Raw genomic sequence first — 26,582 nt, 5'->3', positions numbered from 1 at the left:
GTCGGCAGGGGCACGGGGGGGCAGCCCCCCCGTGCCCCCATCCTCACAGCACCCGCTCCCGCCCCTCCCAGTACGGCTCTCGCAACCGCCGCTTGTACAGCTTGCCGTTGGGGTCGCGCGGCATCGTCTCGATGAAGTCGACGCTCTTGGGCCGCTTGTAGCCAGCGAGCCGCTGCTCGCAGTGGCCGAGGATCTCGACTGCCAGCGCGTCGTCGGCGCTGCGGCCCTCGGCGACCTCGACGACCGCCTTGACCTCCTCGCCCCACTCGTCGTGCGGAATCCCGAAGGCGGCGGCGTCGGCTACCGCGGGGTGCGTGAGCAGCGCGGACTCTATCTCGGCGGGGTAGATGTTGACCCCACCCGAGATGATCATGTCGATCTTGCGGTCGCGCAGGAAGAGGTAGCCGTCCTCGTCGAGGAGACCGAGGTCGCCGACGGTGAAGAAGTCCCCGATGCGGTTCTTCTTCGTCTTCGACTCGTCCTTGTGGTACGAGAAGCCGCCGGTGGACATCTTCATGTAGACGGTGCCGAGCTCACCGGGCGGCAGCCGGTTCCCGTCGTCGTCGAAGACGGCCAACTCGCTGATGGGCCAGGCCTTTCCGACCGTGCCCGGCTTCTTCAGCCAGTCCTGCGCGGTGGCGAACGCGCCGCCGCCCTCGCTGGCCGCGTAGTACTCCTCGACGCACTCGCCCCACCACTCGATCATGGCCCGCTTCACGTGGTCGGGGCAGGGCGCGGCGCCGTGGATGGCGTGCCGCATCGAGGAGACGTCGTACGCGGCCCTCGTGGCGTCCGGCAGCGCGAGCAGGCGGTGGAACTGGGTCGGCACCATATGGGTGTGCGTGCACGTGTGCGCGTCGATGAGGCGGAGCATCTCCTCGGGCGTCCACTTGTCCATGAGAACCAGCGGATGGCCGATGTGCAGGGCGGCGCCCGCGAACTGGAGGACCGCCGTGTGGTAGAGCGGTGAGCAGACGAGATGGACGTTGTCGTCGAAGGGCTTGATCCCGAAGATGCCGAGGAAGCCGCCGAGGTAGGACTCCTCGGGGAGCTTGCCCGACAGCGGGCGGCGGATGCCGCGCGGGCGGCCCGTCGTGCCCGAGGTGTAGTTCATGACCCAGCCGAGCGTGCGGTCGTGCGGCGCGGACTCGGGCTGCCCGTCCAGGAGTTGGGTGTAGCCGCGGAAACCGGGCACGTGCCCGACGGCGTAGCGGTGGCTCGCCGGGAGGTCCGCCTCGTCGGCCGCCGCCACCGCGGCGTCCGCGAACCTCTCGTGGGCGATCAGCACCTTGGCGCCGGAGTCGGCGACGATCCAGGCGATCTCGGGGCCGACCAGGTGGTGGTTGACGGGGACGAGGTAGAAACCGGCCTGGGAAGCGGCGAGATACGCGGTGAGGAACTCGACGCCGTTGGGCAGCACCACGGCGAACGCGTCGCCGCGCTCAAGGCCCGCGGCGCGCAGCCCGTGCACCAGCCGGTTGACGGCGCCGTGCAGCCGGCCCGCCGTCCACTCCTCGCCGCCCGGCGCGACGAGGATGGTGCGGCCCGGGTCGGCCGATGCCTGGGCCCAGAATCCATTCGGGGGTGTGCTCACGACTGACTTCCCCTTCCCGCGATACGGATGACACGGTCGACGGCCCGCTCGAAACCGCGCGTCAGATCGTCGAAGACGGCCTGGACGCTGCGTTCGCTGTTCATCCGGCCGACGATCTGCCCGACCGGGGTGCCGAGCAGCTCCTGGACCTCGTACTTCTGGATGCGTGAGACGGCCTCGGCGACCAGCAGCCCCTGCAGGGGCATCGGCAGCGGCCCCGGGCCCTGCGGATCGTCCCAGGCGTCCGTCCACTCGGTGCGCAGCTGGCGGGCGGGTTTGCCGGTCAGGGCGCGGGAGCGGACGGTGTCGCCGGAACCGGCGGCGAGCAGTTTGCGGGTGAGGGCAGCGGAGTGCAGGTCGGCCTCGGTGGTGGTGAGCCACAGCGACCCGAGCCAGACACCCTGCGCGCCGAGCGCGAGCGCGGCCGCGATCTGCTGGCCGCTGCCGATGCCGCCGGCGGCGAGCACCGGCAGCGGCGCCACCGCCTCGACGGCCTCAGGGGTGAGCACCATGGAGGCGATCTCGCCGGTGTGCCCGCCCGCCTCGTACCCCTGGGCGACCACGATGTCGATGCCCGCGTCCGCGTGCTTGCGGGCGTGCCGGGCGCTGCCCGCGAGGGCGGCGACGAGGACGTCGTGGTCGTGGGCGCGCCGGATGACATCGGCCGGTGGGGAACCCAGCGCGTTGGCGAGGAGTTTGATCGGGTAGTCGAAGGCGACGTCGAGCTGGTTGCGGGCGACCTGCTCCATCCAGCCGGTGATGCGCCAGCCCGACGCCTCGCCCTCGGCGAGCTCGGGCACGCCGTGCTTGGTGAGGGTGTCCCTGACGAACCGCCGGTGCCCCTCCGGGATCATCGCCTCGACCTCGGCCTCGCTCACGCCCTCGACCTTCTTTGCGGGCATGACGACATCGAGCCCGTAGGGCTTGCCGTCGACGTGCTCCTGGATCCAGTCGAGGTCCCTGGCGAGCTCGTCGGGCGCCGTGTAGCGGACCGCGCCGAGCACCCCGAACCCGCCTGCTCTGCTGATGGCCGCGGCCACCGCGGGGAAGGGCGTGAAGCCGAAGATGGCGTGCTCGATCCCCAGTCTCTTGCTCAACTCCGTCTGCATGGGCGCAGGATGCCGCAGGGGCCCGCATGAGGGAAGAGATTTCCTGATGCAGTGTCAGATTCGCCCTGATGCAGTGTCAGGTCCACTCGGTTTCACCGGCACCCGAGACCAGCACCCGAGACCAGCACTCAAGACCAGCACTCAAGACCGGCGCTCACTCCCGGGCCAGCACCACGACCGCGTTGTGCCCGCCGAAGCCGAACGAGTTGCTGACGGCGATGTCCGAGGACAGGGACCGGGCGCGACCGGCGACCACGTCGATGTCGAGAGCCGGGTCCGGATCGGTCAGCCCGGCCGTGGGCGGGACGACATCCTCGCGAAGTGCGAGCACCGTCAGCGCGGCCTCGACCACGCCGGCCGCGCCGAGCGTGTGGCCCAGGCTGCCCTTGGCCGAGGTGACGGGCGGCCGGTGCGGGAGGACCCGGGCCAGGAGAGCCGCCTCCATCGCGTCGCCGCGCGGTGTCGACGTGCCGTGCGCGTTGACGTGACCGACGTCGCCGGGGACGACGCCCGCCTCGGTGAGCGCGGCGCGCAGGGCCCGCTCGGCGTGCCGCCCTTCGGGATGCGGGGCCACGAGGTGGTGGGCGTCGCTGCTCGCCCCGTAGCCGATGAGCCGGGCGAGCCGGGGCGCGGAGCGGGCGGCCGCGTGCTCGGGACGCTCCAGGATCAGGACGCCCGCGCCCTCGGCGATGACGAAGCCGTCGCGGGCCCGGTCGAACGGGCGCGAGCACTGGTCGGACAGCGCGCGGAGCTGGGCGAAGCCGGTCACGATCAGGGGGGTCACGGCCGCGTCGGCGCCGACGACCACTGCGATGTCGCACTGGCCCGAGGCGAGCAGGTCGCGGGCCGTGCCCAGGGCGGTGGCGCCGGAGGCGCACGCGGTCGCGACGTTCAGGGTCGGCCCGGTCACGCCGAGGTGCAGGGCGATGGCGCCGCACACCATGTTGGGCAGGTAACCGGTCAGGAAGTACGGGGAGACGCGCTCCGGGCCGTCCGACGTGAGGCGCGATGCGGCGGTCCGCTGGGTGTGCATCCCGCCGAAGGAGCAGCCGGTGACGACGGCGACGCGGGTCGGATCCCACTCCGTGGGGTCGAGCTTGGCCGCGTCCAGGGCCTGGGTGACGGCCGCCAGGCCCATACGGGCCACGGGATCGAGGTGTGCGGCGCCGGGCTGTCGGGGGTGCGGCCCGTCCGTGTCGTCGACGCGGCAGCTCAGGGAGACCGGCAGGTCCCGCAGTTCCGGGTCGGGCCTGGCGGTCGCACGCCCGGATCGGACCGCGGCCCAGGTGCTGTCCGTGTCGTGCCCTGCCGCGGTCACCAGGCCCAGGCCGGTCACCGCGGCGGTGGCGTCCCGCGTCATCCGGCGCGGCGCTCGTCGACGCGTCGCTCGTCGACACGGCGTGCGTCGACACGGCGTGCGTCGACACGGCGTGCGTCGACGCGGGCGGAGAATTCGGCGAAGGTGAGCTTCCGAAGCTCGTCCTCGGTGGCGTCGACACGCAGTTCGTCCTTGAGCGTGATGGCCATCTCCACGACCATCAGCGAGTCGACGAGCAGATCGGTCATATGCGCGTCGGGGCGCACGGCGGCCGGGTCGACGCCGAACCTGTCGATGAGCAGACCGGTGATCAGATCCGCGGTCGCGGGGGACGCAGAGGTACTCATGGCGGGCCTTTCCTGAACGGCACCCGGAATTCGGGCGCTAGGAAGAGAGACCACCTCAATGGCACCTTTAGTCTTGCGGTGGCCCATTTTCAACTGAAAGTGGGACCTTGTGACCGAAACGAATACGGGACCGCGAACCGAAGCCTCGACCGGCCTGCTGGCCGACGTCGGCATCGATCTGCTGGACAGCGTGCTGGGGTGGCTCGCCGACGACTACCTCCGCGTCGAGGTGTCGGGCCTGGAGAACATTCCGCGCTCGGGACCCGCGCTCGTCGTCGCCAACCACTCGGGCGCCTGGGGCCTCGACGCGTTCGTCCTGCACAAGCTCCTCCACCGGGAGCTGCGCAGACCCGTGCACGTCTACGCCTCCCCCGTGGTCTTCCGGCTGCCGGCCGTGGCCGCGTACGCCCGCCGGTACTCGGTCTTCACCGACGATCCGACGCTCGGCCGGGACCGGTTGACGGCGGGGCACCTCGTCGCGGTGTTCCCCGAAGGCCTCGACGGGGTCGGCAAGCGCTTCTCGCAGCGCTACCGGCTGCGTCCCTTCAGCCCCGGCTTCGCGGTGACCGCGGTGCGGACCGGAGTCCCGGTGGTGCCCGTGTCGATCGTGGGCGCCGAGGAGACATTGCCGAAGCTCGGTGAGATCCGCACGTTGGCCCGTCGGTTCGGCCTGCCCAGCTTTCCGGTGACCACGCCGCTGCCGCTGCCCTTCAAGTGGCGGATCGGCATCGGCGAACCGATCCCTGCGCCCGCCCGCGCCGCGTCCTTCGCCGACCGTGCGGCAGCCGCGCGGCAGCTGTGCGACGAGGTGTGGTTCACGGTCCAGGGGATGGTCGACCGGGACCGGCGCCGCAGGCCGACGTCGTTCTGGTAGCCGACGTCGTTCTGGTAGTCGTCAGTTCGCCAGCCATTCGGCGGCTCGGCGGGCGTCGGCCGCCGACCGGGTGCAGCGTTCGGCGTGGGCGAGGAGCGTCATCCGGCACTGTTCACCGAACGCGTCGTGGTTCCAGCCGGACTGCTGTGCGCAGTCGGTGAGTTTCCTGGCGTGCTCCTCCAGACTGCAGGCGCCTGCCTCGGCGGACGCGGCGTAGTGGGCGGGGCTCTGTCCGCCCGCGGTGGCCACGTATCCGTCGGCCACAGGGCGGGCAGGCATGTCGGCTGCCTCATGTGCGCCGTCCGCGAGGGCGAGGCGGAGGGAGGCGGCGGGCAGGTCGGCCGGCGGCGCGTCGGGGGTGAGGTGGGGAGAGAGGACGACTGGTTCGGCGTGCCGGGTGAGGGCGCGGACGAGTTCGGTGGCCGTGAGGACGGCGAGTTCGGCGGCGGCGCACGGTCCCGGAGCCGCGCACAGGGAGGCCGACGGGTCGTGACTGCCGTGCCCCTGCGCCTCGTCCAGATCGCGCAGCCAGGCGGTCGCACAGAGGATCTCGGCGCCTGCGTCGACCTCCAGGCCGCGCCAGGTGAAGGGGGCACGGACCTCGTGCAGGCTGGCGGCCAGCGGCGGATAGCGGCGCAGGGCCTCGCCCACGGCCCGCTCCGTGCGGTCGGTGGCGGGCATCAGCGGCTGCACCGTGAGCAGCGCGAGGGCCTGCGGCACGGTGTCGGCGAGGGCCCGGGTGAGAGTCTCCAGCGCGTGCTCGACCACGGTGTCCCTGGTGTCCTCGGCGACATCCTCGCGGACCGACCCGGCGAGTCCGCCGGGGTGCACCGCATGGACGTACACGTCGAGACGCCGCCGCAGCGCGGCCGCACGGGCGGCGTACTCGGTGCTGTCCTCCGCCTGGGCCACGGCTTCGAGGATGGCGCTGATCAGGCTGTCGTCGGCTGCGGCGTCCCCGAGGACGATCCCCCGCGCGAGGCGCGCCGTGAGCGCGCACCAGTCGTCCCGGGCGACGCTGCCGTCCCTGCGGCGGGCCGCGCGGATCTCGGTGGCCTCCCGAGCGACGGCCTCCCGGACCTGAGCACGCATCGTGCCCAGCGCGACGGGCAGCGCCGCATGCGGCGTGACCCGCAGGCGGCGCCCCTCAGCGGTGAGCGCGGTGACGGTGCCCCGGGCCCCGGCTTCTTCGGCCCGGTCGATCAGACCCGTGGCGTCGTCAGCGTGCAACGGCATCAGGAAGGTGCCGAACGCGGTGCGCAGCCGGGTCGGCCGCCCGCCCGTCGTACGCCGCAACTGAGCCAGGACCTGCCGGGTCAGGTGCTGCCGCGTGAACGGCTTGAGCCCGAGGGCGCGTGCCGGGGCATCGATCCAGGACACGCGCTGGGCCGCAAGCGCGGCGCTGATCAGGGCGCTCTCCAGGGGCCATGCCTGCTGCGGGCGGCGGGAAGCGGTCGTGGTGTCACTGGCGTTCATCGCCGGTCTCCCTCTGGGGTCTGCTGGCCCGCGGCGTCACTTGTCGCGCGTCAGGTAGGGCTGGTTGCCGACGATCTCGCCGTCGTAGCGGGTGATGAGCTCGTTGACGCGGTCGCGGTACGACACCTCGCCTCTGCGCAGGGTGTCGGCGTACGCCTGCGGGGCGTGCGAGAGCGGATAGTCGTACGTCTCGTCCAGCCAGGTGCACTCGATCCAGCTGGCCGGTGTGTCGTTCGCGGAGGCCGGTCCGCGCCCGTCGAGGCCGGGGATCACGTCGTGTTCGTTGACGAGGCTGACCACCTGCGTGGTGGGGTCGACGGGCCGTTTGGCATCGATGGGTGAACCGACGGCGACCACATGGGTGAGCCGGTACGTGGACACGAAGTCGAGGTCACAGGCCAGGTTCATGGCGGTGATGCCGCCCAGGCTGTGCCCGATGAGCATCACCTCGGCGCCCTCGGGCACGCCCGCGCGCACCAGCACCTGCCGCGCGGAGCGGCTGTACGTGGTGTCGGTGCGCAGCAGCGCGTCGAACGCCCCGACGAGATCTTGCGGAGTTCCGTTGTTCAGCCGTCCGAAACCGGTCCCGGGAAGCAGCAGGACGTATCGCGTGGCGCCGTCCGTGCAGTCGATCCTCCGCAGCAGGGCGAGTCCGTGGTTGCCGAGGGCGGCGATGTCGTCGATGTAGCGGACGATGTCGTTGCCGGACCGGGCCAGGACGCGGGCCAGCATCGCGTCGGCGTCGCAGCGCTCGGCCCGGCCGGGACCCGGGTTGAATTGCCTGATCAGGGCGGAGGGCAGGCCGAACAGCGGTTCTGTGGTAGGTACTCCACCGGCCAGGGTGACCCAGGCGAAGCTGTCGTTGGTCGGGTTCTCGTCGAGCAGCCCGGTCAGCGCGAGCAGCTCCATGACCACGGGGCTGATGGTGGTCAGGGTGCGGGTGACGCCGAGAAGTTTCACCAACTCCCTTGCGGCACGCAGCGCTTCGATCCTACGGCCCGCGACGACGGCGTTGGTGAGTCGCTTGGCGAGCGGCGCCGCGAGGCTCGGGTGTGCACGGGCGGCGGCCTCGATGCGCATCGCGAAGGCGTCCACGGCCATGGCGACGCAAGCGGGTCGCCGGCGCGCCACGACTCCCAAGGACCGCACCGTCTCGCCGACCGGGCCGCCGTTGGCGGCGAGCCCGAGCCCCGCGGGGTTCGACATCGCGCGGGCCGCGGACAGCGCGGTGCCGAGAGCCCACGCGGGGCGCCGCACCGCTTGCAGACCGACCCGCCAGCTCGCGCCCGCCAAGCTGAGCTCGGCGCCGGTCCTGCGAGCGGCGAGCGCGGCGTCCGCGAGCAGAATCGAGGCCGAGATCAACAGCTCGGGATCGGTCTGTTCCAGCTGTTCGTGCGGTACGGCGTGTTGCTTCCGTACGGAGTGCTCCTGACGTACGGGTTGCTCCTGACGTACAGGTTGCTCTTCCCGTACGGGCGTCGTCTCGTCGGCGGCGTCGGCTGCCCGGGCTGTCATCCCCGCACCTCTTCCCTGAAGGTCACTCCCAGCAGTAGACCTTTCCCCATGCCGGTCGGCAGGGCCGCTGCCGCCGCTCAGGTGAATCACCGAGCGTGCGCGCGTGCCGGGGTCGACGGCCAGGGACACCCCGTACCAGCATTCCGGTGTGATCATCGGGAGAGTGGGCGCGAGATCGGCGCGGACGCGATGGCTGCTGGTCGGCCTTCTCCTGACCGGGGGCTGCTGGTGGGCCGCCGGGCCCTCCGCCGCCGACGGCCCCACGGCCGACGGACTCGCCCTGGAAGTCACGGTCAACACCCGCCCCGGCCTCGGCGCCCTCACCCCCGGCATCCGTACGGGCGCCGCGGTCGTGAAGTCGTACCGCCTGGTCAACCGCGGCGGCGCCGACCTGTACGACGTGCGGGTACGGGACCCCGCCCTGCCCGGCGCCGCGATCCGCTGCCCCGGCGGTCTCGACCGCGTGCCGATGCTGACGGGGCTGCGCTCGGCGCTCTGCACGGCCACCGCGCCCGCACGCCCCGGAGCCTGGGTCGGTGACGTACGCGCGGTCGGACAGCAGCCCTACCTGCGCGCGACGGTGCAAGCGACCGCGCGCTCCGGATACGCCGGGGTCGGCGCGGCCCTGGGCCTGGCGGAGACGGCGCGTGTCACGGGACCTGACCGGGCGGAGGTCCGCTACGACGTGGCCAACCATGGCAATAAGCCCGTCCACGGCGTACGTGTCACGGATCCGGCGCTGGGCGCGGAGCGGATCGGCTGTGCGGGGTCCGCGCAGCCGGTCGTCGCCCACCTCGCCCCCGGTGCGCGGGCCACGTGTGTCGCCGTGGTGCGGCGCGCTCCCGGTACGTACGAGAGCCGCGGGCAGGCCGACGGCAGCGACCTGCTCCGCACGCTCGATGCCCGCGGCGGACCCGTGGCGCCCCCTCTGTTGACGGCACGTTCCTCGGCACGGTTCACGCTCCGCGCGCCGCCGCCCGTCGCGCGCGTGCCGCGGCCTCCCCCGCGGGCGGCCGTGGCACCGCGGCGCCCGCCCGCCGTGCCGCCCCCGGAGCGACCGCGCGTCGCGCCACCCCCGCCCGGGCCTCCCCTCATCGCGCTCTTCCCCCTGCCACCGCCTCCCCCGGGCATCGCGGCACCGGTGCCCGGCCCCCTGGGCCCCGCCCCGCCGCCAGGTGGCGGTCTGGGGGTGGTGGTCCCGCCTGGGGTGGCCGCGCTGGGTGCCGTACCGCCTGGGGCCGTACCCCCACCTGGGGCCGTACCACCAGGGGCCGTACCACCAGGGGCGGTTCCGCCGGGCGCCGTGCCGCCGGGGGGCCTGCCACCGGGCGCGGCCCGCAAACAGGTGCAGCCGCCGAAGACGAACGAGTCACGTACCGAACGACGAAACGAACGACGAGAAGAACGGCGTGACGAACGACGTACCGAACCACGGCGCTCCCTGACCAGCCGCTTCGTCCGCAGGGACCACACCCCCACCGGTCTCGGCATGCTGACCGCGCTGTTCCTCATCCTGCTCCCCGCAGCCATCGCGGCCGCCGTGTTCGGCTCCCGCAGACTCTGACCGTGCCACAACGAATCGGGACCGCCGATGATCGAGAGTTTCGCCATCGTCCTGGGCGTCGCCCTGCTCGCCGCGGCGGCCGTCCTCCTCAAACACAAGTTCTGGCCGCCGAAACCGGACGACGAACCACGCGAGGACGTCGCCGAGTACATCTCGATGATGGTCAGCGTCCTGTACGCCCTCGTCCTGGGCCTCGCCCTGGTGTCGGTGTGGGACGCCCACTCCGGCGCCGAGGACCACGCCGCCACCGAGGCCAGTGCCGCGCACCAGATCCATCTGCTCGCGGCGGGTCTGCCCGCCGGTCAGGCCGCCCGGATGCGCGGCGACATCGAGTCGTACATCCGGCACGTCACCGACACGGAGTGGCCCGCCATGGCCGAGCGCGCCCCGCTCGGCACGACGGGCTGGCAGCTGCTCGACAAGGTGCGCGCGGCGGGGCAGGTTCCGGCCGATGCCACACCGGCCCAACAGGCGACGGGCCAGGAGACGCTGGCGCAGCTGAGCATCCTGGACGAGGCACGCCGCGGACGCGAGGCCGATTCCGGAGAACAGCTTTCCCCGGTGATCTGGTTCGGTCTGATCGTCGGCGGCGTCCTCACCATCGCCTTCATGTTCATGTTCGGCGTGCAGCGCAGCTTCACCCACGTGGTGATGGTGATGGGCCTGTCCGGCCTGATCGCCTTCACCGTCCTCCTCATCTACCAGCTGGACAGCCCCTTCAACGGCTTGTTCGCCGTGGACGCGACCCCGTTCACGCGCTACTTCTGACCGGCCTTCGACTCCGCCTCCAACGCCGCCATCGCGGCGTTGTGGCCGGGGATGCCGCTGACACCACCGCCGCGCACCGCGCCCGCGCCGCACAGCAGGACGTTGGCGTGCCGGGTCTCCACACCCCAGCGTCCGGTGCCCTCCCGGGCATGGGGGAAGGCGAGATCGCGGTGGAAGATGTTGCCGCCGGGCAGACGCAGGTCACGCTCCAGGTCGAGCGGGGTCTTCGCCTCGATGCAGGGGCGGCCTTCGGCGTCGAGGGCCAGACAGTCGGCGATCGGCTCCGCGAGGTGCGCGTCGAGCTGGGCGAGGGTGGCCTTCAGGAGTTCGGCGCGCGCGGAGTCGTTGTCCCGGGCGAACAGCCGGGCGGGCGTGTGCAGCCCGAAGAGGGTGAGGGTCTGATGGCCGCTCTCGACGAGGTCGGGCGCGAGGATCGTCGAGTCGGTGAGCGAGTGGCAGTAGATCTCGGAGGGCGGCGCGGCGGGCAGCACTCCGGCGGCGGCCTGCGAGTACGCGACCGCGAGCGCCTCGTATCCCTCGGCGATGTGGAAGGTCCCCGCGAAGGCCTCGTGCGGGTCGACGGACGCGTCGCGCAGCCGCGGCAGCCGCTTGAGCAGCATGTTGACCTTGAGCTGGGCGCCTTCGGCGGGCTGCGGGGGCTCGTCGCCGAGGAGCGCGGCGAGGGCCTGCGGTGATGCGTTGACCAGCACGTGCCGGGCGTCGGCGGTCCGTTCCCCCTCGTCCGTCACGTACGTGACCTCGGCGTGCTCGCCGTCGGTGGCGATCCGCGTCACTTCGCACCCGGTGCGCAACTGCGCCCCCGACATCCGCGCCGAGTCGGCGATGGCGGCGGTGAGGGCGCCCATGCCGCCGACGGGCACGTTCCAGTCACCGGTGCCGCCGCCGATGACGTGGTACAGGAAGCAGCGGTTCTGGCGCAGGGACGGGTCGTGGGCGTCGGCGAACGTGCCGATGAGGGCATCGGTGAGGACGACGCCGCGCACCAGGTCGTCGTCGAAGCGCTCCTCCACCGCCGCGCCGATCGGCTCCTCGAAGAGGGTGCGCCAGGCGGTGTCGTCGTCGACGCGGGCGCGCAGCTCCGCGCGGCTGGGCAGGGGCTCGGTGAGGGTGGGGAAGACGCGGCGGGCGACCTCGCCCGTCATGGCGTAGAAGTCGCGCCACGCCTCGTACTCGCGGTGCCCGCCGGTGAGCCGCGCGAACGCCTGCCGGGTGCGGGCCTCGCCGCCGCCGACGAGCAGTCCGGTGGGCCGGCCGCCCCGCTCGGTCGGGGTGTACGAGGACACGGTGCGGGTGCGCACCCGGAAGGCCAGGTCGAGGTCCCGGACGATCTTCTTGGGGAGGAGGCTGACCAGGTACGAGTAGCGGGAAAGGCGCGCGTCGACCCCGTCGAAGGGCCTGCTGGAGACGGCGGCGCCGCCGGTCGCGTCGAGCCGCTCCAGCAGCAGCACGGAGCGCCCGGCGCGGGCGAGATAGGCGGCGGCGACCAGGCCGTTGTGGCCGCCGCCGACGATGACGGCGTCGTACGCATCACGATCAGGCATGGCTCTTCCTAGCACGGAGGGCCGGGAGTTGGGGGGCTGTGTGCCGGGTCAGGCGTGGCGGTCGCGCCAGGCCGGGACGGCTCCGCAGACCGCTCAATGCCCCCCGGTGGCCCACTGCTGACGGAGCGCCGCCACCCGGCGGTAGAGCTCGACGGCTTCCGTGCCGCGGCCCAGTTGTTCCAGGCAGTGCGCCTCGTCGTTGCGGCTGGCGAGGGCGTCGGGGTGGTCGGCGCCGAGCACCTGCTCGCGGGCCGCGGCGACCCTGCGGTACTCGGTGAGCGCGTCGGCCCAGCGTCCGAGCCAGCCGAGGCCGACGGCGACCTCGCGGCGGCTCACCAGGGTGTCGGGGTGGTCGGGGCCGAGGACCCGCTCGCGGATGGCGCACACGTCGCGGGCCTCCGCGAGCGCCTCCTCCCAGCGGCTCTGGCGTCCCAGGTTCACGCCGAGCCCGTGCCGGGCCCGCAGCGTCTCGGGGTCGGCGGGTCCGTTGACGCGGGTGCGGTCGTCGATCAGGTCGCGGTACAGCTCAAGGGCCTCACCGCTGCGGCCGAGCCTGCCGAGGCTGATGCCGACCTCGTAGCGGGCGGCGAGCGTGTCGGGGTGATCGGCGCCGAGGGCGTGCTCCCGCGCGTCGGCGACTTCGCGGTAGGTCTGCAAGGCCTCGGGCCAGCGCCCCAACTGCCCCAGCGCGTACGCCACTTCGTACCGCGTGACGAGCGTGTCCGGATGGGCCGGGCCGAGCACCCGGGCCCGCGCCGCGGCCACCGCCTCGGCCAGCCGGTAGGAGTCCTCCAGGCGCCCGAGGCGGCTCAGGTTGTACGCGAGGTTGTGGCGGCAGCGCAGCGTGTCCGGGTGGTCGGGGCCCGCCGTGCGCTCGCGGGCGGCGAGCACCGCGGTGTACGTCTGGTGCGCCTCGAAGTGCCGGCCGAGCTGGCCCAGTACGTACGCCATCTCCTGGCGGGCGGCGAGCGTCTCCGGGTGTTCGGCGCCGAGCATGCGCTCCCTGCCCTGGGCGACGCGGCCGTACTCGCGCAGGGCGTCGGCGGCCCGGCCGGTGCGGGAGAGCGTGAAGCCGACCTCGTACCGGCTGGCGAGCGTGTCCGGGTGGTCGGGACCGAGGGCGTGCTCGCGCTCGGCGGCGACGGCGCGGTGCACCTCGCCCGCCTCGGCCCAGCGGCCCAGGCGCCCCAGGCTGAGCCCCGCGTTGTGGCGGCTGGTGAGGGCGGCGACCACTTCCGGCTCCGGCTCGGGCCGTTCGGGGCCGCGGAGGGCCGCCGAGCGGCGTGCGTCGACGCGCGGGATCCACTCGCCGGTCAGCCCGGCGGCCGCGTCGGGCGGGGTGGTGCGCAGGACGGACGCGCCGCTCGCCTTGTGACCGGTGGTCATGCCGCGGGTCCAGGAAGGCAGCCGGGGCTCGTGGGACGGCAGGTGTTCGGGGTCCCGGCCGGGGGGCGTGGTGGCGGTGGTCGGGGCGTACGGGAGGGAGGCGCGGCCCGCGGCGATGCGGCGGCCCAGCTCCCGCGCGTCGTGCGGTCGGCCGCCGGGCTCCTTGGCGAGCAGGTCGAGGACGATCCGGTCGAAGTACTCGGGCAGTTCGTCGCGGTGCGCGCGGAGCGGTTCGGGCGCGGTGTCGCGGTGCCCGACCAGGACGGCCCAGGCGTCCTCCATGTCGAAGGGCGGGGCGCCGGTGGCGATCTCGTAGAGCACGCAGCCGAAGGAGTAGAGGTCGCTGCGCTGGTCGACCGGCTCGCCGCTGATCTGCTCGGGCGACATGTAGTGCGGCGTGCCCATCGCGATGCCCGTACCGGTCAGGCGCGACGTGAAGCCGATGTCGGCGCCGAGGCGGGCGATGCCGAAGTCGCAGATCTTCACCGTGCCGTCGGCGAGCCGCATGATGTTCGCGGGCTTCAGGTCCCGGTGCACGATGCCCTGTTCGTGGGTGTACGCGAGGGCGGCGGCGACCTGGTCGGCGATCTCCACGACCTCGGCGACCGGCAGGGGGTGCTGCTTGTTGTCCTCCAGGAGCTGGCTGAGGTTGTGGCCTTCGAGGAGCTCCATCACCAGGTACAGCACGCCGTCGTACTCGCCGAAGTCGTGGACGACGGTGACGCCGCGGTGCTGGAGCGCCGCCGCGACGCGCGCCTCCCGCCTGAACCGCTCGCGCAGCACGCGCGTGAAGGACTCCTCGTGCTGGGGCCCCATCGGCTTGAGGCATTTGACGGCGACCTGGCGGCCGAGCGACTCGTCACGCGCCCGCCACACCTCGCCCATGCCGCCGCGGCCGATGAGATCCAGAAGCCGGTATCGGCTCTGGATCAGCCTGGTGTCCGCCATCTCCTGCTGTCGCCCCCGTTGCCTCGCTGCGTCCTCCCCGGCCCGTCCAGTATGGCGTTCCGTCTGTCGAGTTTGTACGGGGCCGGGCGGCTGCCGGGCCCGAGTCTCGCGATGGCGCGCAGGATGTGTTTGGGCGGAAGTTGCCAGCGTACGCGTGTGGGGATGCGGCGCAGCACGGTGCCCGTGAGGGCGAGGCGGCGGGCGACGGTCGTGGGCGGTGGGGCGGGCCTTCCGTACAGCTCGTGGGCGTACGGCGGCAGGGAGGCGTACGCCAGATTCGCCACGCGCCGCCACAGCAGGGCGCGCGCCGGAACGAGCAGCGGGTGCGTGGGCGGGCGCTGCAGGAAGTCGTCGACGGCGCGGGCGTCGGCCCCGGCGGCGAGCTCGGGGCGTACCTTCTCGAAGTACGCGGCGAGGTCGGCCGTCGACGCGGGTACGTCGGCGGGGTCGAGCCCCACGAGACGGGCGCTCTGCCGGTGCTCGTCGACATACCGGTCGGCCAGCTCGTCGTCGAGCGGAAACCCTGAACGCCGTACGACGTGCAAGTAGGAGTCGATCTCCGCACAGTGCACCCAGAGCAGCAGCCCGGGCTCGTCGACGCCGTAGCGCTCCCCCGTCATCGGGTCGGTGGCCTTGAGCATCCGGTGGATCTTCCGCACCCGGGCCCCCGCCTTCTCGGCCACCTCGGCCGTCCCGTAGGTGGTGGTGCCCACGAAGCCCGCTGTCCGCATGAGGCGCCCCCAGGCGTCCTTGCGGAAGTCGGAGTTCTCCATGACGCCGCGGACGGCGCGCGGGTGCAGGGCCTGAAGGTAGAGGGCACGGATCCCGGCGACCCACATCATGGGATCGGAGTGGGCCTGCCAGGTGACCGAGCCCGGCCCGAAGAGTCCCGGGTCGGGGTCGGACGCGGGTATGTCGTCGGGCATGGCGCGTTCATCTCCTCACGGGTCAACTACCGAGGTCGACAGGGCTTGTTCGCCCTCTGCAGGTTACGTCCATGCGGGATGAGGGGCTGTGCCGCATGCCCGGTCGAGCTTGCCCGATCTGGCCCTGCTGATCACGATGGCACTGGTCGGCGACCACTGGGCAGTGGCCCGAAAACCGGAACGACCGCGCCCACCGGGAGAAGGACGGCTCAGTTGCCAGTGGTGCCGTTACTGTTCAGCGCGGTGGTGAACGCCTCGATCGTGCGGCGGCGTGCGGTGAGGAAGGCGAGCCAGGATCCGTCCGCGTAGTGGACCCGGAAACGAGCCATGAGCTGAAGGCGGGGGCGCCGCTCCACCTGGGCGGCCCAGGTGCGGGGGATCTCCCAGACAGGGGTGCCGTCCAGGTGTCGTACGAGGCCGATCCGCTGGTCCGTCACCCGCATCAGCAGCGCGCCGGACGTGGACGGCATGGCCGCCGCGATGCTCTGCGCACCGCCTGACTGGGCGCCGTACCGGTGCATCAGGTGGTCGCCGAGCTTCCCACCGATCATCCCGTGCTTGACCTTGATTCCTTCAGCGCTCTTCACCGGGACGACGATTCCGAAGGAGAGGAGCTGCTCGCCCGGTGCCAACTGGCTCAAAGCAGATTGCTGTTGGACGGACTGGACTTCCGGCATGACGATGCTTCCCCGTGATCTTCTCGACTACGACGGGGATCGTATCGGCCGGAGCCGCCACGGTGGACGGCGCCCCCAGCGGTGGACCACGTAGCGAGAGGTCCGCCTGCCGCATGAGGTCGGCTTCACCGGCCGCGGGTGTTGCGCGACCGCGGGGACCTGCTTGTGCGGGAGCTACCGCACGCGTGACAGGCTGCTGGTGACGCCCGATCCAGCCAGGTACACGTCCAGGTGCACGTGATGGCCTGGCAGGAAGGCAGCGTTGACGTTGATGTGGACGATGATCGTAGCGTGAGCAGCGTCAGCGGGACCTGCAGCGAGGTGCCCGGCGACAGCCGGCGCCGGAGGAGGGGATGGCGAGTGCACCGTGCTCGTGAGAAGGACACGGACCGTGGTGTCTTCCGGCGCCACATCGGACCACCCCATGACTTCAGCGGCGACCTGATCTGCTGGAAGTGCACGGCCCCCATGGAACCGGTGCGCGCCCGCACACACATGGGGGCGCCGGTGCAGGCGCGGTACCGGCTCCTTGACCGTGCCCACGACGAGGCATGCCCGCTCAACCCGGACACCGTCACCGACCGCATCGCCGCCGGGTCTCACGGTCTCGCCGACGTGGACGCGAATGGCGTGCTACGACTCACCCTGCCCCGCCGCCTGGACGAAGTGCGCCAGAGGGGCACCACGGGCAAGCCGTCCCTGCCGCCCGCGGTCGGCACCGCAGCGATGATCGCTCAGTTCCTCCAACTCCACGACTACGAGCCGGAGATCTCCTCGCGGTTCCGCGTCCGGCCGTACGACGGCCGCCTCATCCCGTGGACGGACTTCTGCTACGGCCCGCAGCACGACTCCTACGGCCGGCTCTTCTCACGCCTTCGGGCAACGCCCGTACTCACGCACCCAGTAGCCGTGATGGGCACGGTCGAGCGCGTCAGCAGCGACAGCAACTACAGCCCCTTCGTCCTGCTCGCCGTCGATGTTCCCTCCCGGGCCGGGCGGTTCCACGTCACGATCCGCTCCGGCTTCGCGAGCCTGATGGAGCCGCTGACTGTCGGAACCCAGGTACTGGCGGTCGGCGGGTGGGAGATCTTCGCCGGTGGCTTCACGCCCTCGCTGCGGCTGTGGACCGACGCCCACTGGCAGCTGGCCTTCTGGCGGGAGAACGAGGACGGCGCCTCCGGCCCGCCGCGCTGCTCCGACCCGGTGCCGGCTGAGCAGCAGACCTCGGAGCGCTGGCGGAAGCCGGACACGGGCACCAACCGCACCGCGCATCCCCCAGCACCGTCCAGGCAAGCCACCCCGCCCCACCAGCCACCAGCGGCCCCCGAACCCGCCCCGGCTCCCGCACGCCCCGACTCGCCGCAACAGGTCGGCGACGCGCCCCCAGCGGGGCCGGACGTAGTCGAGGAACGGCACGCCGCGGCGTCCGCCCCTGAGGCCATGGACGAAAACAGGGCATTGAGGCGCCACAATTTCGTGCCGCGTTTCCTGCGTCGGCAGCGGAACTCGTAACGCCATGGCGGCTGGCAGCGACTGCTTGTTCGGACAGCGGTGGCCGAAACCCGCAATTCGTCCCTGTGGCCGCGAACGCACATCGGCCGGTACCTCGATGTCTCCGAAGCAGCCCGCCAGCTGCAGAAGACGTATCCCAAAAGGGCCATTACCCCCTCACCGCCTGTGTGCCCTACCCGGACTCCAAGGAAGCGGTCTCGTCGTCTGGTTGAAGCAGGTGACCGAAGTCAGCTCAGAATCGCGGCGGTGCGGCCCGGCGCTCACCGCGAGTCGCACTGGGCGCGGTGGGGCTCAGCCGTCCCTCAGCCGGAGCGACGTGCGGCCGGACGACGGGTCGTGGTCCACGATCACGTATCGGCCGAGGGCCGCGAGGGCCACCAGGCAGCCGCTCATCTCCAGGCCCTCCTCCACGATCGTTCCCAGCATCAGCACCGTGCTGTGGTCGTTCTCCAGGGCCCAGCCGTTGAACGCCTCCGTCAGCAGCGCGCCGCCCAGGTATACCGCCAGTGCGCCAAGGAGCCCGGACCGCAGGTCGCCTGGGAGTTTGCGGGCCCAGAGGACGGCGCACACCGTGCCCACCGCCGCGAGGAGCGCGCCGGGCAGGACCCAGGCGTGCGTGGGCAGCGCTCCCCCGGCCCAGTTCTTCCACGAGCGGCCGACCTCGCCCAGGCGCTCGTGCAAGGAGACCGTCTCGTCGATGCTGAGCAGTGCGGTCGCCGCGGCGAGGCCCAGCCAGGACAGCCGCCCGGGGCGCGTGCCGCGTCCGCTGAGCAGCGCGGCGGTCAGCGCCATGCCCGTCACGGCAAGCAGCAGCGTGCTGTTCCACCAGGTGGCCAGGTTGGCCTCGAGGTCGACGTTCACCAGCCTGCGGATGGACGGGATGGAGTCGTACGCGTTGTACGCGCGCGTGGCGAGGTCGGCGACGAGCAAGAAGGCGGTGGCGCCTGCGGCGCACCATAAGACGCGGCGGACCGGCGGTCTCGCGAGCTCACTCGCGACGCGGTCGCGCGTTTCGTAGTCCCGTGTTTCGTAATCGGTCATACGCACGAAGGCTAGTGACAGGAGGGGGGCATAAAACGACCGGGGTGCCTGTATGACCTACCGTCAGGCTGGCGCTAGCGGCGGACTCTTGGCATTCCCAGGCCGATCCACGAGATGATCTCGCGCTGGATCTCGTTGTTCCCGCCGCCGAACGTGAAGATCACGGCCGAGCGGTAGCCGCGCTCCAGATCGCCGTGCAGGACCGCGCCCGCCGAGCCCTCCTTCAGGGCGCCTGCCGCGCCGACCACCTCCATGAGCCAGGCATAGGCGTCACGGCGGGCCTCGGAGCCGTAGACCTTGACGGCGGAGGCGTCCTGCGGGGTGAGGGTGCCTTCGTGGACGGCGTTCACCATCTGCCAGTTGAGGAGCTTCATCGCGTCGAGCTTCGCGTGGGTCGTCGCCAGGCGTCGGCGGACCCAGCCGAGGTCGATGACGCGGCGGCCGTCGGCGAGCTTGGTGTCCATGGCCCAGCGCTGCACGTCGTGGAAGGCGCGGATCGCCATGGTGCCGTGCGCGGCGAGCGTGACGCGCTCGTGGTTGAGCTGGTTGGTGATCAGGCGCCAGCCCTTGTTCTCCTCGCCGACGCGCCGGGAGACGGGGACGCGGACGTTCTCGTAGTAGCTGGCGGTGGTGTCGTGCGAGGCGAGGGTGTTGATGACGGTGCAGGAGTAGCCGGGGTCGCTCGTCGGGACCAGGAGCATCGTGATGCCCTTGTGCGGCGGGACGCCCTCCTCGGGGGCGGCGGTGCGGACCGCGAGCCAGACCCAGTCCGCGGTGTCGCCGTTGGTGGTCCAGATCTTCTGGCCGTTGACCGTGTAGTGACCGGTCTCCGCGTCGCCTTCCCTGACGGCCTTGGTCTTGAGGGAGGCGAGGTCCGTGCCCGCGTCGGGCTCGCTGTACCCGATGGCGAAGTCGAGTTCGCCGGAGAGGATCCGGGGCAGGAAGTAGGCCTTCTGCTCGTCCGTGCCGAACTGCATGATCGTCGGGCCGACGGTGTTGAGGGCCATCAGCGGCAACGGAACGCCCGCCTGCGCCGCCTCGTCGAAGAAGATGAACTGCTCCATGGGTGTGAGCCCACGCCCGCCGTACTCCTCGGGCCAGCCGACCCCCAGCCACCCGTCCGCCCCGAGCCGCCGGACAGTCTCCCGGTAGAACCGCTTCTGAGCGGCAGGCTCGCCATACCGCGTGTAGGAGTTGTCCGGCACCAGCTCGGCGAAGTACGCACGCAGCTCGGTGCGCAACTGCTGTTGCTCGGGCGTGTATTCGAGGTGCACGGCCCCTCCAGGCTCTACTGGCCTTACCGACGGCGCACACAGTAGAACCCGTTGCAGAAATAGGGAATGGTGGTGACGCGGGCCTATCGTCGGCGCACGGAGCGGATCAGCAGCAGAGGCAGCAGCGCGCACTGCACCGCCACCGCCACCCAGAAGAGCCCGGCGTGACCGGCGCGCTCGGCCAGGTCGTAGCCCTCGCCGCCCGCGATGCCGCTGACGAAAGCGCCGATCCCCGCCGCCATGCGCTGGCGGCCGAAGACGACGGCGGGTGCGCGGGAGGACCTGGCCAGGGCCTCCAGGTCGTTCTTGAGGAAGAGGACGACCTCGCCGAGACAGATCAGCAGCGCCCCGGCCAGGAGGGCGGCGGGGTGGCCGAGGGCGAGCGCGGCCATGCCGGTGGCCAGCGCGGTGAAGCCGATGCGCAGGGCGCGGAGGTAGGGCAGGCGGGCGATCCACTGCGACAGGAGGGGCTGGGTGACCACGAGGAGCACGGCGTAGAGGGCGAGGACCAGGCCGTAGAAGAACGTCGAGGTCCGGGGGACGACGTAGAGCGCCAAGTAGTGTTGGAAGAACATGAAGACGTACACGCTCAGGACGGTCATCGCGAAGGGCAGGCGACGCGGTCCGGCCGGTGCCTCCTCTTCCTGCTCCCGCCCGGGGCCGGGCGACTCTTCATCCGCAGGTTCCGCCAGGAGTCGTCGCGCGTGGTCTTCCACGGGCAGCAGCGCGTGTCCCACCGTGATCGCCGCGAACAGCACGGCGACCGCGGTGAACAGGCCCGTCGAGGCGGTCAGCACGAAGGGGGCGGCGGCGAGGGGGCCCAGCGCGATGCCCGCGTTGAGGGCCGAGCTGCTCGCGGACAGCAGCATCGGGTGCCGCTCCGGCGTCGCGCCGTGGACCAAGTACCCCTTGTTCGCGGGCAGATAGAGCGCGGCTCCGCTGGATACGAGGAACAGCGCGGTGACGGCCACGCCCGGCCGGTTCAGCCCCGGTACGAAGGCGACGAAGCCCGCCGTGCGGATCAGGAGGGCGAGCAGCATGGTGCGCTGCAGCCCGATCCGCTCGGCGAGCGCCGCCCCGACGACCCCGCCGGAGAACTGCACGAACGAGGCGACGGCCAGCACCACGCCGACCGTGCCGAGCCCCATTCCCAGGCGTTCGTGCAGCAGGACCGACATGAAGGGCAGCACGGCGAAGCTGCCGAGGGGTATCAGAAACGAACCGGCCAGCAGGAAGTACTGCGCGCCGGTGAAGCCGGACTGTTTCCGTGCCGTCGTCATTCCCGGTCGGCGTCGGCCACGACGACCGGCCGTATGCTCCCGGCGGCGCTGAGTGCCCGGTGCAGGGCCAGTTCGGCGGTGGCCGCCTCCGCCAGCACGATGCCGGTGCAACTTCGCTGGTCGCTCAGGTGCTCCACGCGTCGGCCGGGGACCGCGGTGGGATACCACTCGGGCGATCCGGGGAAGTCCGGCAGGCCGTCGAGGCCGGTCCAACCGGTGAGCGTGCCGGGGCGTTCGGGGTACACGAGCACGAAGCCGGTGGCGGGACCGCGGTCCTGGCCGATGTCTGCGACGGCGTCAAGGAGTGCGGGACGACGGCCGAGCGCCGTGTCGACCATGGCCTCGTAGACGTTCGTGCGCAGGGAGCGGCACAGCGCCTCGCCGACGAGCGCGCCGCCGATGCGGCGGTTGATCTCCACCAGTTCCGGGCCGTCCTTGGTGAGGACGAACTCCACGTGTGCGAAGCCGTCGACGTGCCCGGCGGCGGCCAGCACGCGCCCCACCCAGGCCTGGATCAGGTCGAGTTCGGGCGCGGGCAGCGCGACAGGGAAGGCGGCCGCCTCCTCCCGCACGGAGGGCTCGGGCGACATCTGGCGGCTGAGGACGCCGAGCAGCCTTGTCTCGCCCGCCCAGCCGAGGGTCTCCGCGCTGTAGACGGGGCCGGAGAAGAGGCGCTCCGCGAACAGCCGCCCGTTGAAGGCGCGTCGGGACGCCTCCGTGAGGGCGGTGCGGAGTTGTTGTTCGTCGCGTACGAGCCAGACGTTGCGGGAGGAGGTGCCGGAGGAGTCCTTGAGGACGGCGGGGAGGCCGATCTCGCGGAGGACCTCGGCGGCCGCTGACGGGTCGGCGGGTACGACGCGGGCGCCGCTGCCGCTCAGTCCCTGCTCGTGGAGGAGGGCGCGCACCCGGCTCTTGTCGCGCAGTTGCCGGACCGCGCTCGGGTCGGGTCCGGGCAGGCCGAGTTTGACCGCGAGGTCGGCGCCCGGAACGCTCCAGGTGTCGGTCGAGTTGATGAGGCCGCACAGGTCGGGCAGGGCCGCCAGCGCGTCGGCGCAGGCCGCTTCGTCGGTGGTGTCGATATCGACGATGTCCAGTGCGCCGGGAGGCAGTTGGGCGAGCTCGTGCCGGTAGACGTCGCGGTCCCCGGTGAGCAGGCACAGCCGGTGTCCGGCGTCGGTGGCCGCCTCGATCAGGCGCCCCAGGCCGAAGGTGAGTGCTTCCAGAGCGGCGATGGTCACGGTGCCTGATCCTCCTGGGCCGGTGTTTCGAACGGGGGCGGTGCTGTGAACGCGGGCGCGGCTTGCGCGGGTACGGCGGGTACGGCGGGTCTGCGTACGTCGTGTGCAGCGGCGCCTACGTCGTACTGCCGTCGCCCCCACTCCATCGTCGACCAGGGCGGGGCCAGCTCGGCGAGACCGGTGATCTGATGGGGTTTCAGGGTGTGGGGGTCGAGGGCCTCTTGGTGGCGGGAGAAGACCCGCTCGGTGTAGCGGTGCCCGGTGTCGGCGCCGATCACCAGGTGCGTGCGGTCGGGGTGGCGGGCGGCCTCCCAGCCCGCGACGAGGTGGGCCGCGCCGGTGGACAGGCCCGCGAACACGGCGTGTTCACGCAGCAGGCCGACGGCCCCGGCCATGGCGTGCCGGAAGTCGAGCCAGTGGAGGGTGTCGTACAGGTCGTGGCGGACGTTGTCGAACGGGATCGAGCTGCCGATCCCGGCGATGATCGCCTCGGGATCGCTGAACCCCTCGCTGCCGAAAGTGACGCTGCCGAAGGGCTGGACCCCGAGCAGCCGTACATCGCGGCCGGTGCCGCGCAGCGCCTGGACGAGGCCGCCGCTGGAGGAGCCCGTGCCCACGGCGCCCACCACGGTCAGCGGGACGCCGGGCAGCGCGCGGTCGACGAGGGCGGCGAACTCGCGGTAGCCGGTGTAGTGGACGGCGTCGTGGTACTGGCGCATCCAGTGCATGCCGGGCCGCTCCGCAAGGAGGGCGCGGACCCGGCGGACCCTGCCCTCCTGGTCGAGCCGCAGGTCCTTCGAGGGCGGCATCTGGTCCACGGTGGCGCCGAGGACCTCCAGTTGGGCGCGCATCGTGGCGTCGACGGTGGTGGAGGCGACGATGTGGCAGTGCAGGCCGTAGCGGTGGCAGGCCATGGCCAGGGCGAGTGCGTAGATGCCGCTCGAACTGTCGACGAGGGTCTGGCCCGGTTTCACGGTGCCGCGTTCCAGCAGCGTGCGGACCGCGCCGAGGGCCGCGTAGACCTTCAGGGTCTCGAAGCGGGCGAGTACGACGTTCTCGGAGAGCCGCAGCAGGTCGGGGGCTTTTATGGCGTCGGTGATGTGCTCGTGGACGGGCGGGGCGGGAGAGGTCTCGTCGGCCGAGGCCGGGGCCGGGGCCGCGGCGGCGGCGGTGTGCGCGGGGCGTGTCGGTGTCACGGTCACGGTCGCCGTCACCGCCCGACCGAGCGGAGGTAGCGGCCGAGCTTCTCGGCGCCCGCGACGTTGCGCGGTCCGCTGACGACGTCGCCGTAGGAGAGGACGAGGAAGCGGTTGTTCCGCACTGCCGGGACCGACTTCAGGGCGGGCCGCGACTTGAGGTGGGCGATCTTCTCCGCGGCGGGCTGGTCGGCGTAGTCGACGATCACGATGACGTCGGGCCTCTCCTTGATGACGGGCTCCCAGCCGACCGTGGTCCAGCCCTTGTCGAGGTCTCCGAAGACGTTCTTGCCTCCGGCGGCCGTGATGATGTCGTTCGGCGCGGCGTGCCGGCCCGCGGTGAACGGCTGGTCGGTGCCCGAGTCGTAGACGAACACCTTGGCCGGGTCGCCCTTGTCGGGCCAGGTCTTCTTCAGCGCGGCGACACGGCCCCGCAGCCCGGTGACGAGGCCGCGGGCCCGCTTCTCGACGCCGAAGATCCTGCCCAGGTTGTCCAGGTCGGTGTAGAGCGCCTCCAGCGGCGGCACGTCGACGCTCTTGTCGCCGTAGTCCCAGCAGGTCTCGGTGTGCAGGTAGCTGTCGACGCCCACCTTGTCGAGCAGGGCGGGGGTGACGCCGCGCTCCTCGCTGAAGCCGGAGTTCCAGCCTGCGAGGACCCAGTCGGCGCGGGCATCGACGACGATCTCCCGGGTGATGCGCTCGGTGCCGAGGCGCTCCACCTCCTTGTAGTCCTCGCGCCAGGGCGATCCCTTGATGGCGGGGTCGCCGAGCTTGTTCATGACGTAGCCGCGCATCCGGTCGGCGAGGCCGAGGGCGAACATCTTCTCCGCGCCGCTCACGTCGTAGGCGACCGCCCGCTCGGGACGCTTGTACGTGACGTTCTTGCCGCAGTTGGAGACGGTGACGGTGTCGGGCTTGCCGTCCGCGGCCGGTTCGACCTCGGCGCCGCAGCCGGTCAGCAGGAGCCCGGTGGCCAGCAGCCCGGCGGTGAGGGCTCGGGGGAGCGGTGGTCTGGTCACGCGTGGGGTCCTTCCGAAAGGGCGTCGGTGGGGGTGTCGGCGGGGACGGGGGCGATCGGGGCGAGGTCGTAGAGCAGTTGGGGGATGCCGGTCCGCGGGTGGGGTACGACGTCGGCGTCGACGCCGAACACCTTGCGGACCAGCTCCGGGGTGAGGACCTCGGCGGGGGCACCGGAGGCGACCAGGCAGCCCGTGTCGAGCACGGCGATGCGGTCGCAGACCTGGGCCGCGAGGTTGAGGTCGTGCAGGGCCGTGAGCACGGTAAGGCCGGAGCCGCGCAGGAAGGAGAGCAGCTCGACCTGGTGCCGTACGTCGAGGTGGTTGGTGGGTTCGTCCAGGACGAGGAGGCGGGGTTCCTGGACGAGGGCGCGTGCGACGAGCACGCGCTGCCGTTCGCCCCCGGAGAGGGTCAGCACGCTGCGGTCCGCGAGGTGCGTCACGTCGAGGCGGTCCATCGCCTGTCCGCACAGCTCGCGTTCGCGGGCGGTCAGGGGCTGGTTGCCGTGCGCGTGCGGGGTACGGCCCAGGGCGACCACCTCCTCGACGGTGAAGTCGAGTTCGGTATGGCTCTCCTGGGTCAGCGCGGCGATCGAGCGGGCGCTGTCCCGCAGTTTCAGCGACGCCAGGTCGGTGCCGTCGAGCAGTACGGCGCCGGACGTCGGGCGCATCGCCCGGTAGACGCAGCGCAGGGCGGTCGACTTGCCGCTGCCGTTGGGGCCGACGACGCCCACGACGGAACCGGCGGACACCTCGATGTTCAGCCGGCCCACGAGGGTGCGCCCGGCCGCCTCGACCGTCAGGTCACGCAGGGAGAGGACCATCTACCGGCCTCCGAAGAGATAGCCGCGGCGGCGCATCAGCACGATGAACACCGGGACGCCGATGAGCGCGGTGATCACGCCGAGCGGCAGTTCCTCGGGGGCGAAGGCGGTACGGGCCACCAGATCGACCCAGACCATGAAGCAGGCCCCGGCGAGCGGCGCGACCGCGAGCACCCGCCGGTGCGTGGAGCCGACCCAGATCCGCACCACGTGGGGCAGTACGAGGCCGACGAACCCGATGGCCCCGCTGACGGCGACGATCAGCCCGGTGACGGCGGCGGTGAGTACGAAGAGGCGGCGCCGCAGCGTCTCCGCGTCCACGCCGAGGCTGGCCGCGGTCTCGTCGCCGAGCGAAAGGACGTCCAGCGAGCGGCTGTGCCGCAGCAGTACGACCACCGCGACCAGAACGGCCGCCGTCACCAGGGGCAGCGACTCCCAGGACGCGGAGCCGAGGCTGCCGAGGAGCCAGAACAGCACGGTCCGCGCGGCCTGCCCGTTCGGGGCGAGGAACACCAGGACGCTCATCAGGGCCTGGAACCCGTACGCGAGCGCCACCCCGGTGAGGACGAGGCGCAGCGGCGTCAGGCCCATCGGACCGCGCGCGGCCAGATACACCAGTACCGTCGCGCCCAGCGCGCCGAGGAACGCGGCGGCCGACAGGGCGTACACCCCGAGCCCGGCGAAGACGCCGAACACCACGACGGCGGTCGCCCCCACGGAGGCGCCGGACGAGATGCCGAGCACGAACGGGTCGGCGAGGGCGTTGCGCACCAGCGCCTGGATGGCGACGCCGACGACGGAGAGCCCGGCCCCCACGACCGCGGCGAGCAGCACCCGCGGGGTGCGCACGTGCCAGACGATGGAGTATCCCGTCACCTCGTCCGCGCCGATGCTGCCCCCGGTGAGCGCCGCGTACAGGAAGTGCACGACGTCGCCCGGCGGTACGACGGTGGGCCCCAGCGCGATCCCGGCCAAGACCGAGAGGACCAGGGTGACGGAGAGCGCCACCAGTGTCGTCAGCAGGCGTCCGCGGCCGGCGGGCCGGTCCTCGGCGGCCTGACGCGGTGCGCCGCGCGGGCGTGCGGCGCGACGCGAAGACGGCGTCACGGGTGCGGCCTCGGTCATGAAGTCCCCTCG

22 protein-coding genes are annotated in these 26,582 nt (G+C 72.1%); 4 read left to right on the top strand and 18 right to left on the bottom strand.

The window, feature by feature from the left end:
• Positions 1–43: 43 nt before the first annotated feature.
• The 4 genes from ABZ953_RS10230 to ABZ953_RS10215 all read right to left on the bottom strand — a co-directional run bounded on the left by ABZ953_RS10230 (position 44) and on the right by ABZ953_RS10215 (position 4,368).
• A complete protein-coding gene (locus ABZ953_RS10230; RefSeq protein WP_361719764.1) occupies positions 44–1,594 on the bottom strand; it encodes an acyl-CoA synthetase in 1,551 nt (516 codons plus the stop codon).
• Positions 1,591–2,703: a nitronate monooxygenase family protein gene (locus ABZ953_RS10225; RefSeq protein WP_361719761.1), complete on the bottom strand. Its 1,113-nt coding sequence runs from the start codon at positions 2,701–2,703 to the stop codon at positions 1,591–1,593. The genes ABZ953_RS10230 and ABZ953_RS10225 overlap by 4 nt, the downstream gene beginning before the upstream one ends.
• 154 nt (positions 2,704–2,857) lie before the next feature.
• Positions 2,858–4,063 (bottom strand): beta-ketoacyl-[acyl-carrier-protein] synthase family protein, encoded by a 1,206-nt coding sequence (locus ABZ953_RS10220; protein WP_361719758.1) that lies wholly within the window; start codon positions 4,061–4,063, stop codon positions 2,858–2,860.
• Entirely contained in the window at positions 4,060–4,368 is a 309-nt protein-coding gene (locus ABZ953_RS10215; protein WP_361719756.1) for a phosphopantetheine-binding protein, read from the bottom strand. The genes ABZ953_RS10220 and ABZ953_RS10215 overlap by 4 nt, the downstream gene beginning before the upstream one ends.
• Before the next feature lie 109 nt (positions 4,369–4,477).
• On the opposite strand from ABZ953_RS10215, the gene ABZ953_RS10210 reads away from it, so the two are divergent.
• Positions 4,478–5,242 (top strand): 1-acyl-sn-glycerol-3-phosphate acyltransferase, encoded by a 765-nt coding sequence (locus ABZ953_RS10210; RefSeq protein ID WP_361719753.1) that lies wholly within the window; start codon positions 4,478–4,480, stop codon positions 5,240–5,242.
• A gap of 21 nt (positions 5,243–5,263) precedes the next feature.
• On the opposite strand, the gene ABZ953_RS10205 is transcribed toward ABZ953_RS10210, so the two are convergent.
• The gene (locus ABZ953_RS10205) at positions 5,264–6,718 is read right to left on the bottom strand and encodes a hypothetical protein (protein ID WP_361719750.1); all 1,455 of its coding nucleotides are present in this window, start codon (positions 6,716–6,718) and stop codon (positions 5,264–5,266) included.
• Positions 6,719–6,754: 36 nt separating this feature from the next.
• On the bottom strand, positions 6,755–8,233 hold the full coding sequence (locus ABZ953_RS10200; protein WP_361719747.1) for a hypothetical protein: 1,479 nt from the start codon (positions 8,231–8,233) through the stop codon (positions 6,755–6,757).
• A 163-nt stretch (positions 8,234–8,396) separates the two neighbouring features.
• Between ABZ953_RS10200 and ABZ953_RS10195 the strand changes: the two genes are divergently transcribed.
• Positions 8,397–9,797 carry a hypothetical protein gene (locus ABZ953_RS10195; RefSeq protein ID WP_361719745.1) on the top strand — a complete coding sequence of 467 codons (1,401 nt, stop codon included), beginning with the start codon at positions 8,397–8,399 and terminating at the stop codon, positions 9,795–9,797.
• A gap of 27 nt (positions 9,798–9,824) precedes the next feature.
• The gene (locus tag ABZ953_RS10190; RefSeq protein ID WP_361719742.1) at positions 9,825–10,565 is read left to right on the top strand and encodes a hypothetical protein; all 741 of its coding nucleotides are present in this window, start codon (positions 9,825–9,827) and stop codon (positions 10,563–10,565) included.
• On the opposite strand, the gene ABZ953_RS10185 is transcribed toward ABZ953_RS10190, so the two are convergent.
• From ABZ953_RS10185 to ABZ953_RS10170, 4 genes are all read right to left on the bottom strand, one after another.
• Positions 10,556–12,127 (bottom strand): NAD(P)/FAD-dependent oxidoreductase, encoded by a 1,572-nt coding sequence (locus ABZ953_RS10185; RefSeq protein ID WP_361719739.1) that lies wholly within the window; start codon positions 12,125–12,127, stop codon positions 10,556–10,558. The two genes, ABZ953_RS10190 and ABZ953_RS10185, sit on opposite strands and share 10 nt — an antisense overlap.
• A 93-nt stretch (positions 12,128–12,220) precedes the next feature.
• Positions 12,221–14,461, bottom strand: coding sequence for a serine/threonine-protein kinase (locus ABZ953_RS10180; RefSeq protein ID WP_361719736.1), 2,241 nt, complete (start codon positions 14,459–14,461; stop codon positions 12,221–12,223).
• On the bottom strand, positions 14,443–15,387 hold the full coding sequence (locus ABZ953_RS10175; protein WP_361719733.1) for an oxygenase MpaB family protein: 945 nt from the start codon (positions 15,385–15,387) through the stop codon (positions 14,443–14,445). Before ABZ953_RS10175 ends, ABZ953_RS10180 begins: the two co-directional genes overlap by 19 nt.
• 209 nt (positions 15,388–15,596) lie before the next feature.
• The gene (locus tag ABZ953_RS10170) at positions 15,597–16,064 is read right to left on the bottom strand and encodes a hypothetical protein (RefSeq protein ID WP_361719730.1); all 468 of its coding nucleotides are present in this window, start codon (positions 16,062–16,064) and stop codon (positions 15,597–15,599) included.
• Positions 16,065–16,424: 360 nt separating this feature from the next.
• Between ABZ953_RS10170 and ABZ953_RS10165 the strand changes: the two genes are divergently transcribed.
• Positions 16,425–17,576 carry a hypothetical protein gene (locus ABZ953_RS10165; protein ID WP_361719728.1) on the top strand — a complete coding sequence of 384 codons (1,152 nt, stop codon included), beginning with the start codon at positions 16,425–16,427 and terminating at the stop codon, positions 17,574–17,576.
• A 291-nt stretch (positions 17,577–17,867) separates the two neighbouring features.
• Here the strand turns inward: ABZ953_RS10165 and ABZ953_RS10160 are convergent, their stop codons facing one another.
• From ABZ953_RS10160 to ABZ953_RS10125, 8 genes are all read right to left on the bottom strand, one after another.
• A complete protein-coding gene (locus ABZ953_RS10160; RefSeq protein ID WP_361719725.1) occupies positions 17,868–18,617 on the bottom strand; it encodes a hypothetical protein in 750 nt (249 codons plus the stop codon).
• Between the two features lie 74 nt (positions 18,618–18,691).
• Positions 18,692–19,891, bottom strand: a complete 1,200-nt coding sequence (locus ABZ953_RS10155) for an acyl-CoA dehydrogenase family protein (protein WP_361719722.1) — start codon at positions 19,889–19,891, stop codon at positions 18,692–18,694.
• Between the two features lie 83 nt (positions 19,892–19,974).
• The gene (locus tag ABZ953_RS10150) at positions 19,975–21,171 is read right to left on the bottom strand and encodes an MFS transporter (protein WP_361719719.1); all 1,197 of its coding nucleotides are present in this window, start codon (positions 21,169–21,171) and stop codon (positions 19,975–19,977) included.
• Positions 21,168–22,409 (bottom strand): ATP-grasp domain-containing protein, encoded by a 1,242-nt coding sequence (locus tag ABZ953_RS10145; RefSeq protein WP_361719716.1) that lies wholly within the window; start codon positions 22,407–22,409, stop codon positions 21,168–21,170. The genes ABZ953_RS10150 and ABZ953_RS10145 overlap by 4 nt, the downstream gene beginning before the upstream one ends.
• Positions 22,406–23,509 carry a pyridoxal-phosphate dependent enzyme gene (locus ABZ953_RS10140; protein ID WP_361720171.1) on the bottom strand — a complete coding sequence of 368 codons (1,104 nt, stop codon included), beginning with the start codon at positions 23,507–23,509 and terminating at the stop codon, positions 22,406–22,408. Before ABZ953_RS10140 ends, ABZ953_RS10145 begins: the two co-directional genes overlap by 4 nt.
• 110 nt (positions 23,510–23,619) lie before the next feature.
• Positions 23,620–24,624, bottom strand: a complete 1,005-nt coding sequence (locus ABZ953_RS10135) for an ABC transporter substrate-binding protein (RefSeq protein ID WP_361719713.1) — start codon at positions 24,622–24,624, stop codon at positions 23,620–23,622.
• Positions 24,621–25,445 carry an ABC transporter ATP-binding protein gene (locus tag ABZ953_RS10130; protein WP_361719710.1) on the bottom strand — a complete coding sequence of 275 codons (825 nt, stop codon included), beginning with the start codon at positions 25,443–25,445 and terminating at the stop codon, positions 24,621–24,623. Before ABZ953_RS10130 ends, ABZ953_RS10135 begins: the two co-directional genes overlap by 4 nt.
• Positions 25,446–26,570 (bottom strand): iron ABC transporter permease, encoded by a 1,125-nt coding sequence (locus ABZ953_RS10125; RefSeq protein ID WP_361719707.1) that lies wholly within the window; start codon positions 26,568–26,570, stop codon positions 25,446–25,448.
• Positions 26,571–26,582 lie beyond the last annotated feature (12 nt).

It is taken from the genome of Streptomyces sp. NPDC046465 (genome assembly GCF_040646035.1).
Taxonomy (GTDB): domain Bacteria; phylum Actinomycetota; class Actinomycetes; order Streptomycetales; family Streptomycetaceae; genus Streptomyces.
This window is presented reverse-complemented; position numbering and strand designations above follow the sequence as displayed.

Coding starts and splice junctions, on each gene's coding strand:
- ABZ953_RS10225 (WP_361719761.1), bottom strand. CDS start 2,703: ATGCAGACGGAGTTGAGCAAGAGACTGGGGATCGAGCACGCCATCTTC.
- ABZ953_RS10220 (WP_361719758.1), bottom strand. CDS start 4,063: ATGACGCGGGACGCCACCGCCGCGGTGACCGGCCTGGGCCTGGTGACC.
- ABZ953_RS10215 (WP_361719756.1), bottom strand. CDS start 4,368: ATGAGTACCTCTGCGTCCCCCGCGACCGCGGATCTGATCACCGGTCTG.
- ABZ953_RS10205 (WP_361719750.1), bottom strand. CDS start 6,718: ATGAACGCCAGTGACACCACGACCGCTTCCCGCCGCCCGCAGCAGGCA.
- ABZ953_RS10200 (WP_361719747.1), bottom strand. CDS start 8,233: ATGACAGCCCGGGCAGCCGACGCCGCCGACGAGACGACGCCCGTACGG.
- ABZ953_RS10190 (WP_361719742.1), top strand. CDS start 9,825: ATGATCGAGAGTTTCGCCATCGTCCTGGGCGTCGCCCTGCTCGCCGCG.
- ABZ953_RS10185 (WP_361719739.1), bottom strand. CDS start 12,127: ATGCCTGATCGTGATGCGTACGACGCCGTCATCGTCGGCGGCGGCCAC.
- ABZ953_RS10180 (WP_361719736.1), bottom strand. CDS start 14,461: ATGGCGGACACCAGGCTGATCCAGAGCCGATACCGGCTTCTGGATCTC.
- ABZ953_RS10175 (WP_361719733.1), bottom strand. CDS start 15,387: ATGCCCGACGACATACCCGCGTCCGACCCCGACCCGGGACTCTTCGGG.
- ABZ953_RS10170 (WP_361719730.1), bottom strand. CDS start 16,064: ATGCCGGAAGTCCAGTCCGTCCAACAGCAATCTGCTTTGAGCCAGTTG.
- ABZ953_RS10160 (WP_361719725.1), bottom strand. CDS start 18,617: ATGACCGATTACGAAACACGGGACTACGAAACGCGCGACCGCGTCGCG.
- ABZ953_RS10150 (WP_361719719.1), bottom strand. CDS start 21,171: ATGACGACGGCACGGAAACAGTCCGGCTTCACCGGCGCGCAGTACTTC.
- ABZ953_RS10130 (WP_361719710.1), bottom strand. CDS start 25,445: ATGGTCCTCTCCCTGCGTGACCTGACGGTCGAGGCGGCCGGGCGCACC.
- ABZ953_RS10125 (WP_361719707.1), bottom strand. CDS start 26,570: ATGACCGAGGCCGCACCCGTGACGCCGTCTTCGCGTCGCGCCGCACGC.